The organism is Bradyrhizobium sp. USDA 4516, from assembly GCF_054055915.1.
Genome location: NZ_JBSRXT010000001.1, coordinates 5321028 through 5333385, shown reverse-complemented (window position 1 = coordinate 5333385; position 12358 = coordinate 5321028). Strand labels below are relative to the sequence as shown.

The window sequence follows — 12358 nt, the reverse complement described above, 5'->3', positions numbered from 1 at the left end:
CAAACCTGTATTGTGCCTCTCTCCTGCTGCAGAAGCGCAATCCGCCGTGTGCTGTTCGCTCCGTCAGTCCTCCCCGGCACTGGACTGCTATGCGACCAGAACTAGGCGAAGCTGTCCGGTGCCGGCAGGACCCAGAGTCTGTCCTGCGTATGCATCAGTGGAGCCGCTAGCGCCTCGAATCTTGATTTAACATCTGCATAGGCAGCCTCCTTCAAGGCGACATCAGCGGGGTCGACCTCGTTGAAAGCAGTCAAAGCCGTGGCATAATTCTGGTACAGTGGCATTTGAGCTTCGTTGGTCCAGCCGAGACCGAGATGGTGGAACTGATCAGCCGGAACGGTGACGCGGCTTTTGTCCAGTTCGCTAACGTAGTCCGCCGCCCAATCGTGGATGGTATAGGATTCAATCTTGTCCATCATCGAGCGCCAGCGGTCGACACGCTCATCAGGCGGCATGCGGGTCGCCCTCGAAATAGCGGCTGCGATCTCTTCAGGGTGGTTCGGATCCACCAGAAGCGCTTCGTTCTCGTTGAAATCTTCAGCTGCGCCCGCAAACTTGGATAGGATCAGCACGCCGGGATCCTTCGGGTTTTGTGCGGCAACATATTCTTTCGCCACAAGATTCATGCCGTCGCGCAACGGGGTCACGACGCCAACATCGGCGGCGCGGTAAAGCCGCGCGAGTGCAGCCTGGCTGAACGGCTCATTCTTGAAGTGGATAGGCTTCCACTCTCTTGTGCCATGCTCGGCATTGACGTGGTCGATAGCGCTCACCACGTCAGCTCTGTAGTTTTGATACTCCTCGACGTCGTCGCGTGAGGGCGGCGCGATCTGCAATAGCGAGATGCTGTGGGGCTCTGTCCTTAGATGCTGATTGAGCCCTTCGACCCGCTTGTCGATACCCTTGGTGTAATCGAGCCGGTCCACGCCGATCGCAAACTTGGATCCCTCGACGCTTTGCAATATTGACGAGACTCTCTCTTGCTCTCCAGGAGAGAGGTCCGCAGCGAGATACTCTGCGAACTGCCTCGGATCGATCCCTATTGGAAATTTTTGAAGTCGCGTCTGGCCTCGCGCCGTAGTCACGACACCATCCCTGCTCTCCAGCCCGAAATGGGTTCGCAGGCAGGCCGCGAAATTGTTCTGGTCCCGATTCGTCTGAAAGCCCAGCAGATCGTATTCCAGCATCGATTTCATCAGCTCGCGATGGTTGGCTACCCGCGCTATCATGTCGGGCTCCGGCCACGGCGTATGCAGGAAAAAGCCGGTTGGCCGCTCAATGCCAAGGTTGTGCAGCTCGGCTCCGAGCGGAAATAAATGATAATCATGCACCCAGAATACATCCCGATCCCGCAGGTTGAACGCCGCGCGCGCGATGAAATCGTTCGTCTGCCGATAGCTGTCGTAACCCTCTTCGGTGCGCGCCATCCGGTCGGACAAGGAGTGCAATACCGGCCACAACGTTGAATTCGAATAATCCCGATAGTAGCCGGCAAAATGCGCCGCCGGTAGATCGAGCCTGGCGATCTGACCCGTACCAATATCCTCGAGTGGCAGGGGCCGGTCACTCCCGTCGCCGCGGACGTTCGATGAGAATATCCAGGCCGCGCCGGAGCGTTCAACGACCGGCTCGAGGGCAGCAGCAAGCCCGCCGGCTTGGGGTTTATTAGGATCGAACTCGGCGCCGCGGTTCGAAATGACGACCAGCTTCAAATCAGGTTGCTGGTTGACCACATCCGCGACCTCGTTCGAGGCCATAGAATGGGCAGGACCTCCACTGCCTGATTCATCCGCGTCCTGCGATATCTCGTCCAGCTGCTGGTCAAAAGCGTGCTGGTTCAGGGTTTCATCTTGCTGGGTAGCGCCCGATGTACTGCCGTAAGCCAACGTGGCCGTGTCGCGCGCATCATGAATTCGAACCATCTCAAAACTCCGTTTGACGATGTTTACGTTTGATTCCGTCGCAGATCAGCCCCGAGAGATATTCCCACGAGCCTACGATGGCAGGGCTAGCTTTCCGCAAGCTGACTAGTCGCGAGCCAGATAGCCGCACCGATGCTCTCATCCAGGACTTCGGCGCGATGGTTGCGCATGAGGCACCGGCATCGAAGTGGGATGAAGACGTTCAGCTTCATTGCATTGATAAGCGTACGCAGGGTCTGCCCGCCAACTTGTCCCCACATGGTCGCTCTCAAAGCCACGATGTGCTCAGGTGCTGTGCCTGCGAACACATTCGCTCCCTTCAGGCTGCTGGTTTGGGGCATGGCACGCAGCTGACCAATCATCCAGAGCTCAGGTGGTATCATCACTGCCTTTGCCCTTTTGACGAAGCAAGTCTCGATAGCCGCCGCGAATGAGGCGCAGTCCCATCTGGACCAGGCGAATGGTTCGGCTGCGCAGATCATGTGTCTTCCAGCCTCGATCCGGCATGCGAGGCTTGCCGAACAGGCCTTCAGCGATCATGCGGTAGCTGTTGCCTTCGAGCCATCCATCCACGGCACGCAGGCCAAGTATGTGCCTGTCCCGGGTGTCACCCGACTGGGCGAGAGGGGGCCATCCGACACGGCGATGTTCCAGCGCCAGCCAAAATCGATGAGCAGCCCGCAAACGGACATCGAAGTTGCGGTCGAGCGGCAAGTCGATGGCAACCGGCGATCTACCTGGCGAAAGCTCACTTAGCCACAGCCGATGTTTCGCTCCTCCGAGCGACACGATGGCATGCCAACCATCCACCGCTTGCCGGAGCTCGCTGCCGGCCAGTTCGGCGAAATCCAGTCTGTATCGAACCGAGTCGGCCGAACCGCTCGCCGTGCGGATGGTCAGCACTGTCGCCAAGGCCTCAGGGGCCCAGAAAACGGCCTGTTCGTCGAACGGCTTTCTCGGATCAGCTGCGAAACGTCAGTCCCCACTTCCGTCGGAAGTGATCCGCACCGGACCGCCCCTTCCTGCTCAAGGCTTTGAAGTCCTTTTGATACTCGCGATCGCGCCGCAGCCACTCCCAGGCTATGTCGGCAGCTTCTGCTTTCCTCAGATCCTGATATGCGCTTTCTGATCTCCAGTCGGCACCTGACATCACTGTTCCCCGCAAGCTCTGGAATGCGAAGGCAAGGAAACGGCCTGGTTGTGACGATTTGTAGTTGCACGCGCTCAGCCGCTCGACGTTTTCCGCATTTAGGTGATGGAACGATCAACTTTTGCGATCACATGAGCACTAGTCCGCCCCCGATACCGTCGCTCTCCGTTTTGGAGCGTTCGGGCGATCGTGCTCGCCACGACGTGTTTACCGGCCATGCGCTATCAAAACTCTGCACGTGGGAATGCCGGTTGCCGGTGATGGGAACGCCATGGACAATCGGTCGACAGTACTCGCCCAATACTCGGAAGGCCTGTCCGGTAGCATGAGCAGCTGTGCATCAGGCCGCCAGCGTTGCTTCCAAGGCGCAGTCTCGATCTGCCCTTTGTTCAGAACGTTCACCCGCCTACGGGGCGACCCCGATGCTAATCGGTTCGATGGCTCGGGTCGCGTTTTCAGCCGCTGTCGCGATCACCACGGTAGCTCGCTCATTGTACGGTTGCAGCGAACGCGACAAAACGTTCAGCGCGACCTGTCCGTGGGCCAGCTTCGCCCTGAGTTCACGAGCGAGCCCCTCCAGAGCATCGCAGGCTGCGACCACTGCTGAAGCATCGGCGTCGGTCGGCTCGATCTCGGCCAATGCCGGCGCAAGGTGAAGAAGCCATTCCAGCGCTCCGGCGCGCGCTTTTTCCTGCTTGCTCGGCGGAAATAACGCGTCCCAGTGCGACTCCACCATCATTCGCAACATGCCGAGACCGACGGCAAGACCCTCATATCCCTCCGCCCGAAACAAGCCATAGGAGAGCCAGGAGGCAACCAGGATATCCTTTGACCGCTTCGACAGAATATCGAGGGCCAGTATATTGGCCTTGCTCCAGTCGACGGCGGCTGGCCCCTCCAGGTCCATGCGCCGGATCTCGGCTTCGAGCCGTCTAAAGATGGCTGTCCCACGAATATTATGGCCTGCAGGTACAGGCGCTGCGCCGCTGCGTGAACGCGCAGCGATATTATCGCGGGCTGCGATCCAGTAATCGATCATGCTGACAAGGTCGCATTGATGGCACGATCGCTCGCCTCATCGAAACGGCCGACGTCGTGACCGGCCCAGACAATCCGCAAATGGTCGACTGTTTTGCGAGTCACCACTGCCGCTCCTTTAGCCGATGCTGCTGCTGACGTGTTTCAATCAAGGATCATGCCAACAGGCCTGGCCCGATCGTAAACGCGCTTAACGACGATGTGAGGAATCTCACGTCGCACATTCGACATCGGAAGCTCCGCCAGCGCTCCGGGGTGCGCTTCGTCGTTTCGCTTCAGGCGCACCATGTCCACGCTCTTGCCAGAAGGCGCGACGTACGAGGACTGGAGCCGAACTCCTGCGGCATGAAGTGAAACAAGTTCGCACGCAGACGCGCTCTCTTTGAATGCCTTACAAGGCTTCACATTTCACTGGGCCTGATCGAACGCGCCAGCATCGGCCGGCACCTCTATTTTCGAGATCAGTCAACTACCAACACTCGTCATTGATCCAGATGACGCCCACATGTCACCGTCGATAGCGAGCGTCGGCTGGTCAGGCGCACCCGGCCGTTCAGATGCACAAGGGTTCGCATGCAGGTCCGAGCACGTACCGTCTCCACAAATCGCCCTATTCCGTCCGCAAGAGAGTCGTTCGCGGACATGATGCGCGTCCAGATCTGCTGCAGCAGCGAAATATCGTTTCTCATGGAGGCGCACGATGGGCTCTCCGCGGCGATCGCCGGACGCGCAGGTTTCAAGGGACTTTGGGCATCCGGCCTGTCGATCGCATCCTGCCTTGGCTATCGCGACGCAAATGAAGCGTCCTGGAGTCAGCTTGTCGGGGTCGTCGAGCGGATCGTGGACTCGAGCCAGCTGCCGGTTCTGGTCGACGGCGACGGCGGCTTCGGCAACTTCAACAATGCTCGCCTGCTGGCCCGGAAGCTCCGTCAATGCGGCGCTGCCGGCGTCACGCTGGAAGACAGCTGTTTTCCCAAAACCAACTCGCTCATCGGCGATCGACACCCGCTCGCCGACATTAACGAGTTTTCCGGGCGGTTGCGCGCTGTAAAGGACGCGGTCGCGGACGATCTGGTCCTCGTTGCCCGTATCGAATCGTTCATCGCGGGGCATGCAGTCGAGGAAGCAATTTCGCGCGCCCACGCCTATGCAGACGCCGGATCCGACGCGATCCTCATTCACTCCCGCAGAAGCGCCGCCGACGAGATCCTCGCGTTCACGCGAGCGTGGCAGAACAAATTGCCGGTCGTGATCGTGCCAACGAAGTACTATCGAACACCGGTCTCGGTGTACCGCAGAGCGGGCATTTCCACCGTGATCTGGGCCAACCACTCCATGCGAGCCGCGATGGCCGCGATGCGCCAGGTCTGCAGCCGCATCGTCGCGGAGGAGAATACCGCCAGCGTCGAGCCCAATATCGCGACACTCGACGAAGTTTTCGAACTGCTCGGGTATGACGAGCTCGCCCGCGCCGAAGCGAACTACCTTCATCCTCAGCACCATGAGCAATGAGCCCATCCATGCGGGCTCAAGGTCGTTTCGAGCGGCACCACGAGAGCAGCGTCGCACGATGTTGCAGGGCCTGGCGTCCCCGATCAGAACGGATTCCCGGACCCTACGAGGGAAGAAGTTCCGCGCTTCACGACGGCCGCGGTCGGCCAAGCCTAAAAGCCCGCGAGCATCCGACATACTGAAGGGAGATTCCGGATGACTGACGTTGCTCCGAAAAATGCGGTCATACTTGCCGCTGGGTCCGGCTCCCGCCTGCGACCACTCACGGATCTGCGACCGAAGCCACTTGTCGAAGTCAATGGAACACCGATCATCCTAAACGCCTTGCGACGTCTGGAGGCGGTCGGGGTGGAAAGCGTCACGATCGTCGTCGGCTACCGCAAAGACGACATCCAGTACGTTTGCGGGGCCCGGTTTGGCTCTGTCCGAATTGACTACATCGAGTCCTCTCTTTTCGACCAGACCGGCAGCGCGTATTCGCTTTGGCTGGCGCGCGATGTCCTGCTCGGCGGCGATCATTATCTGCTGGAGGGGGACGTCTTTTTCGAGCAAGCCGTCCTCGATCGTTTCGATCAAAGCGAGGCATCCGCGGTCGCGGCCGTCGCGCCATTTGATGCGAGGATGCAGGGCTCGGCAGTTCTGCTCTCCGAAGCTGGCTTTATTTCCGGCTTTCGTCTGAAACAGTCTGGCGCCGACCCTTCGCGCAATCCAGCGCTTTTCAAGACGCTGAATCTGTTTCGCTTCTCGGCGTCCACTCTGCGGGCAACGATCGTTCCGGGCCTGGACGACATTATCAGATCAGGGGCCACCAGGTCCTACACGGAAGAACTTCTCGCATATCTGATCGAACGACGGGGCCTGCAACTCGCGGCAGCGCGATGTGACCATGAGCGCTGGTGGGAGATCGACACGGCTGACGATCTTCGAATAGCGAACGAGCTGTTCGGGGAACAGCATTCGACGCCTCGGCACGACAGCCCTCGAACTTGAATTGACCAGCGAGCGAAGACGATGCTCCGCTATTTGCTTGACCCGGCCAATGCGATAACGGCGTTTGGAGTGATATTGTCGGGCGTAGCCTTGTCTCTTGCGATCGACCGTCGCATAGAACTCGCTGTCGCGATAGCCCTCTGGGCGATGCTCGCAGATCACCTCGACGGGATTGTCGCACGCCGGCTTCGCAATCGTTCGGAAACGGCCGGGAAGATGGGCAAAAATCTGGACGGCTTCTCCGATCTTATTTACGGCGCCGTATTTCCGTCGGTCACGTTGTTGCAGTTGTACGGCGTGAGCCCCCTGTCTGCCGCTCTTGGCACGATGCTGCTTGTCGCAGGCGCGCTCCGTCTAAGCTATTTTGGGGTGTTCGGCCTGTCGGCAGATCGATACTTTTCGGGTCTGCCCCTGTCTTACGACGTTCCACTGCTTGCACTGCTTGTACTGGCCGAGCCGTTCGTGCTGCAGCCGGTCTTCTCATGGCTGCTGCTTGGGACGTTTGCCGCACTCGCCGTGTTGCACGTCTCGCCCATTCCTGTTCCGGCCCCGAGCAGACCGATGTACATCGCAATTCTTCTGTTCAGCGTCGCAGCGTCGGCGGCTCTGTCTATCCGCGCCATGATTTCCATCTAACGGCTCCCCTCGCGCGCCAGGAGGCATCCATGCGAAAGGACGTTATCGACCTGTCACGAGCGGTCCCGCCGATCGTTGCGAACCTGGAAGCGTCACTGGCAAGCAGCATGGACGAACGAATTCACCGCAAGGACGCCGGTGGGCTTCTAAGAACGAACCGGCCACGGGGAACCGAAGAAGATCGGCGAGCCGGCGCCGAATGGATTTCCCGGCGGCTGGCTTTCGTGCCCGACATCGATCGGATGATCGTTACCAACGGCACGCTGAACGTACTCTTCCTGCTGCTAAATCAACTCGTGAGCAAAAGCGGCACGTTACTCACCGAAGAGATGACGTACCCCAACATGCAGGCTCTCTCCCGGATCCTCGGCTTTAATATCAGAGGGATACCGATGGATCCGGGAGGATTGAAGCCGGACGCGTTCGAGGACGCCTGCCGCACGATCAACACGAACAAGGTTCTCTACACGATTCCAACCGTTCAGAATCCGACAGCGACCGTGATGTCAGCCGAACGACGTATCGCGATCGCCACGATCGCGCGACGGTATAACGTCCTGATCATCGAGGATGAAGCACAAGCGCTGATGGTCGAAAATTCGCCCCCGCCAATCGCAACTCTTGCTCCGGAGCTGACATGGTATGTAATGGGGCTGGCCAAGACGGTCGTGATGGGAATGCGAGTGGCGTTTCTGATGGCTCCGCGAGCACAGGATGCCGACGCTTTGATGGAGAAGTACGGCAAGATGTCGATGTGGTTCGTGGCCGCACTACAGGCCGAACTTGCCCAGGCCTTTATCGCGAACGGAACCGCGCACGACGCGACGACCAGGATCCGGCAGATCGCGGCGTCACGGCGGGCGATCGCGGCAGACATCCTGCAAAGGCCTGATCTCGCCAAGGGACCGCTGGGACTGCACGTCTGGGTCCCGACGCGATCGAACGCCAGCGACCTCGCGTCCGAGGCTCTCGCTGCAGGCGTGCTCGTCCGACCAGGTATCCAGTTCGCGGCAGAGCCGGTAGTGACCGAAGCGATGCAGGGACTGCGGATATCATACTGCGAAACGCGTAATGAGGACGACCTGCGACGCGGCCTGACCATCCTGGCCAGGATCATATCTGCCTGAGGAATTCCGGTGATGCCACTTCATCGGTCGAAGACGAGGAAAAGAATACGGCATGACGGAAGCCAGTGAACTGTTTCGCGGCGCGGCGCCCTACTACGCACGACACAGGCTCGGTTATCCCGCGGATCTATTCCGGTCATTGCTTCGCGTCTGCCACCTCGATGACAAGAGTCGCGCGATCGACCTCGGCTCGGGGACCGGGCAGATCGGCATTCCACTGGCCCGTTCGATCGGGGGTGTCGTGTCCGTCGATCCGAACGATGAAATGATCGCGGAGGGACGTCGGAGAGCGGGGGAAGATGGGCTCATGAATATCGAGTTTGTCGTGTCACGGTCCGAAGATCTGCCCGAGCCGGCGTCGACCTTCCGCATCGCAACGATCGCAAGTTCGTTTCATTGGATGGAGCGAGAGATCGTGCTGGCAAAGCTGTGCCGGATGCTCGAGCGGGACGGGTGCGTCGCCGTCATAGACCGGGAGCGGTCCGGTTCCAGACCTGATGGATGGACCATCGCGATGTGGAAAGAGATGCAGGAGTTCTGGGGAGGGAGCTTTCCGGCAGGTCCAGGTACGTTACGGCAGATGGCCGTGTCACACCGCCAGGTGCTCGATGCCTCCGCGTTCACAGAGATCACGGAACTACGTCACTACTACGAACACGAATGGCACATCGATGATCTTCTGGGGTATCTTTATTCGACGTCTGCAGGCGCTCCCGGCACCCTCGGACATCGTCGTGAGGAATTTACAAAGCGTATGCGCAGGTCGTTGCTGTCTTGTTCGCCGTCAGGCTCGTTCTTAGAACAAGGGTATATCACGACCTTGCTCGGATACAGACCCTGATCGCAGGCGGGACTTATTCCCAGCTGGCGCTTCAACTGAAAACAACCGGGACGCTGACGGGACCGCGCCTGAAGACCTCAGTCGCGCTCAGAACGTCCGCGTCCACTTTGCACGCACGTAGCCGTTGGGCGGCCGCTTCAAGCCGATATTCTCCCTGAGCGTCGGACCGGAATAGCCGGACCTGATTCTTCCCCGTCTGCGCAATTCGGGAACGACAAGCTCGACAAAGTCCCTGAGTCCGCCAGGAACGGTCGCGGGCATCACGTTGAAGCCATCGGCCGCATCCTGATCCAGGAACTCTATCATGACGTCTGCAATTTCGTCCGGCGTTCCCAACACCATCAGGTGGCCTTTGCCGTCGGATATGAAGCTGATCAGCTGTCGCCAGGTCATATTCCGCCTTGCCGCGACCTCGAGGAGCAACTCCTGTCGACTTTGGACCAGATTTGTCCGCGGCAAAACATCTGGCACTCTGGCATCGAGATCTATCGTACGCAGGTCCATGACCGAACCCAGGACGCGGTGGGCCAGCCCCATCCGGGCATCGATGTGCGTATATTCCTGCAATCGTCTGAGGATTTCTGCGGCATCCTGCGTTGTCTTTCCGACGATCGGGAGAAGTCCCGGCATGATCAACACCTCATCATCGTCCCGGCCGAGCGCACGAGCCTTCTCTCGGAGCGTCGCGTAGAATTCCTTTCCTCCTTCCAGCAATGGCTGCGCGGTAAATACGACCTCGGCGAACTCTGCCGCAAACGATATTCCGGCGTCTGACGCGCCGGCCTGGACCAGCACGGGATAACCTTGCGGCGGCCTTGCGACGTTCAATGGTCCCCTGACCGAGAGAAATGGGCCGCGGTGATTCAACTGGTGCAGCCTGGTCGTATCGACGTAAATGCCGGTTTTCTTGTCGCGAACGAAAGCGTCGTCCTCCCACGTATCCCAAAGCCCCTTGACCACCTCGACGAACTCTCTTGCGCGCGCGTAGCGGGTTTCATGATCCGGAAGGTCCTCCTGGCCGAAATTGCCCGCCTCGAACTCGTGGCCCGAGGTAACGATGTTCCAGGCGGCGCGTCCCGCCGACAGGTGGTCGAGCGAGGCGAGCATGCGCGCAAGATGATAAGGCTGTTGGTACGTGGTTGTCGCAGTCGCGACGAGACCGATATTGCGGGTTCTTGACGAGAGTGACGACAGCAACGTGATCGGCTCGAAACTGTCGTTCCGGCCGGCACGGGCTATCGCCGCCTGATCCGGCTCCATTACGCTCGGCGTATCGGCGAGGAATATGAAGTGAAACGCGGCATCTTCCGCGATCCGGGCCAGATGTGCGTAGTGGTCGATGTCGACCCCGCCATTTGCAGGCACGTCCGGGTCGCGCCATGCGCCCTCGTGATATCCCGCCTGATTCAGAAACAGCCCCAGCTTCATTTCGCTGTTGCGCGGCATGCTCGTCTCCACTTTGAGGCAGACACCGTCGGCGGCGCCTGTCCGCTTTCATTCGAACCGCAGGCCGGCGCCGGCCGCGGTCATCCGGATTCACTTTCGAGTCCGGACGTGGCCCCGGACCGATCGTGAAAATTGAAGGCAAATAGGGAAATCGCCACCCGCCAAAACTGGCAGGCGTGACCGTTCGCTCGGGCGAAGCCAACAGCACTCTCCTGGCCATTGCTCTCTGGCGGCTGCGGACTTCTGACCAGGCGATCTGAGACCGCGTGCCCTCCGCCCCGAACAGCGAAGCCAGCGATTGCGGTCCCGAAAAGCCGCGGCGAACCGAACGAGCGTCGCGGTAAGTAAAAGTGGCATTCAGTCCGGCTGCCGGAAGATTCGGCCGGCGGTCAACTGCCGGCATTGAGCGATTGATGCGGCTCGCAAGGCTTGGCAAGTCTCGATGGATCCAGGCGGATCAAGGAAGCTCCGCACGCCTTCAACACTCAGCTCCCAGAAACGCGATCCCCCGTGTAACCTGCAGGATGAGCCTGTGTGGGCCCGATTTCGGTCGCAGCCGCCGGGGTCGCGGGGAGCTGATCTGGCATTTTTCAGGGGACGGGGCTGGGATCATCAGCAGCGAACCTCTCCCCACGGCCGCGCTTTTCGGAAAACGCGTGATGTCGACATGGAGAATTTCGGTACAGAACTTCACTCCGGTCGGCACACCGCCCCCGGCTGACCACGGGGGCAACGTGTGAACGGCGAGGGGCAAAGGTGCGGGGGCAGTCATGCTTGTAGCAAGTGGGATATTCAGCGGTGCGGCGCCGTACTACGCGCGGCACGCCGTCCCCTACCCGGAGGATGTTTTCAGATCACTGGTCCGGCTTTGCCGGCTCACGACCAGCAGCCGCGTGCTCGATCTTGGTGCCGGCACTGGACAGATTGGCCTTCCCCTGGCGCAATCCGTAGCGCACGTGTTTTCCGTCGATCCCAGCAGCGAGATGGTCGAGGAAGGCAAGCGAATGGCGGCGACGCTCGGAGTCAGCAATCTGGACTTCGTCGTATCGACGTCCGAAAATCTGCAACTGCCGGCCTCGACGTTCGACCTGACAACCGTCGCTCTCGCATTCCACTGGATGGATCGGGCTGCGGTACTGACCAAGCTGTCGCGAATCCTCAAACCCGATGGATGCGTCGCGATCGTCGATCGCGTGCGAGAGCATTCCGAACCATCAGAATGGTACGACGCGATGGTGAAGGACATTACGGACTTCTGGGGCGGAAGCCTGCCCGCGGGCCCTGGAGGCGTGCGGCCGTTGCTGAAGCAATCTCACCGGGAAGTCCTTGCCGCTTCCGACTTCAATGAAATCACCGAACTTCGGCACTACTACCGATATCACTGGACTATCGATGACCTTCTTGGCTGGCTCTCCTCCACGGCGATGGGTGCGCCAGGTACGCTGGGGCCGCGTCGGGAAGGTTTTTTGACGCGCATTCGTCAGTTGCTGCTGTCGTACTCGCCGGCGGGCTCTTTTATGGACCGGGGCCACATCACGACGTTGATCGGTTACCGAGGCAAAGGGACAGGTCTTTGAACTGCGGCGGTCGCTTCAACCAGCGTGGCGTAAGGCTCGAGATGCGCTTCCGCGCGGGTAAGCGAGATTGTCTGGAGCTTCAATCGGCATCAGCGCCAGCATCGATATCACGCCGTTCC

12 protein-coding genes are annotated in these 12358 nt (G+C 59.8%); 6 read left to right on the top strand and 6 right to left on the bottom strand.

The genetic code is table 11. From position 1 onward, the window contains the following. Window positions 1-101 precede the first annotated feature (101 nt). The 5 genes from ACVI1L_RS24565 to ACVI1L_RS24545 all read right to left on the bottom strand — a co-directional run bounded on the left by ACVI1L_RS24565 (window position 102) and on the right by ACVI1L_RS24545 (window position 4111). Window positions 102-1922, bottom strand: coding sequence for an alpha,alpha-trehalose-phosphate synthase (UDP-forming) (locus ACVI1L_RS24565; RefSeq protein WP_456784052.1), 1821 nt, complete (start codon window positions 1920-1922; stop codon window positions 102-104). Window positions 1923-2008: 86 nt separating this feature from the next. Beyond that, on the bottom strand, window positions 2009-2284 hold the full coding sequence (locus tag ACVI1L_RS24560) for a hypothetical protein (protein ID WP_456784051.1): 276 nt from the start codon (window positions 2282-2284) through the stop codon (window positions 2009-2011). 7 nt (window positions 2285-2291) lie between these two features. After that, complete coding sequence (locus tag ACVI1L_RS24555; RefSeq protein WP_456785603.1) at window positions 2292-2825, bottom strand: DUF2285 domain-containing protein; 534 nt, start codon at window positions 2823-2825, stop codon at window positions 2292-2294. A gap of 58 nt (window positions 2826-2883) precedes the next feature. Continuing rightward, window positions 2884-3072 carry a transcriptional regulator domain-containing protein gene (locus ACVI1L_RS24550; RefSeq protein WP_375162636.1) on the bottom strand — a complete coding sequence of 63 codons (189 nt, stop codon included), beginning with the start codon at window positions 3070-3072 and terminating at the stop codon, window positions 2884-2886. A 406-nt stretch (window positions 3073-3478) separates the two neighbouring features. Further along, entirely contained in the window at window positions 3479-4111 is a 633-nt protein-coding gene (locus ACVI1L_RS24545) for a type VI secretion system ImpA family N-terminal domain-containing protein (protein WP_456784050.1), read from the bottom strand. A gap of 641 nt (window positions 4112-4752) precedes the next feature. On the opposite strand from ACVI1L_RS24545, the gene aepX reads away from it, so the two are divergent. The 5 genes from aepX to ACVI1L_RS24520 all read left to right on the top strand — a co-directional run bounded on the left by aepX (window position 4753) and on the right by ACVI1L_RS24520 (window position 9216). Continuing rightward, window positions 4753-5622, top strand: coding sequence for a phosphoenolpyruvate mutase (gene aepX / locus ACVI1L_RS24540; RefSeq protein WP_253640677.1), 870 nt, complete (start codon window positions 4753-4755; stop codon window positions 5620-5622). Between the two features lie 195 nt (window positions 5623-5817). Further along, window positions 5818-6612: a phosphocholine cytidylyltransferase family protein gene (locus ACVI1L_RS24535; protein ID WP_456784049.1), complete on the top strand. Its 795-nt coding sequence runs from the start codon at window positions 5818-5820 to the stop codon at window positions 6610-6612. Window positions 6613-6633: 21 nt separating this feature from the next. Further along, window positions 6634-7248, top strand: coding sequence for a CDP-alcohol phosphatidyltransferase family protein (locus tag ACVI1L_RS24530; RefSeq protein ID WP_456784048.1), 615 nt, complete (start codon window positions 6634-6636; stop codon window positions 7246-7248). A 29-nt stretch (window positions 7249-7277) separates the two neighbouring features. Next, entirely contained in the window at window positions 7278-8375 is a 1098-nt protein-coding gene (locus tag ACVI1L_RS24525) for an aminotransferase-like domain-containing protein (RefSeq protein ID WP_456784047.1), read from the top strand. Window positions 8376-8427: 52 nt separating this feature from the next. Next, window positions 8428-9216 carry a class I SAM-dependent methyltransferase gene (locus tag ACVI1L_RS24520; RefSeq protein ID WP_456784046.1) on the top strand — a complete coding sequence of 263 codons (789 nt, stop codon included), beginning with the start codon at window positions 8428-8430 and terminating at the stop codon, window positions 9214-9216. A gap of 87 nt (window positions 9217-9303) precedes the next feature. Here ACVI1L_RS24520 and ACVI1L_RS24515 read toward each other — a convergent pair whose 3' ends face one another. Then, entirely contained in the window at window positions 9304-10662 is a 1359-nt protein-coding gene (locus ACVI1L_RS24515; RefSeq protein WP_456784045.1) for an LLM class flavin-dependent oxidoreductase, read from the bottom strand. Window positions 10663-11432: 770 nt separating this feature from the next. Between ACVI1L_RS24515 and ACVI1L_RS24510 the strand changes: the two genes are divergently transcribed. Beyond that, entirely contained in the window at window positions 11433-12239 is an 807-nt protein-coding gene (locus tag ACVI1L_RS24510; protein WP_456784044.1) for a class I SAM-dependent methyltransferase, read from the top strand. Window positions 12240-12358: the final 119 nt, after the last annotated feature.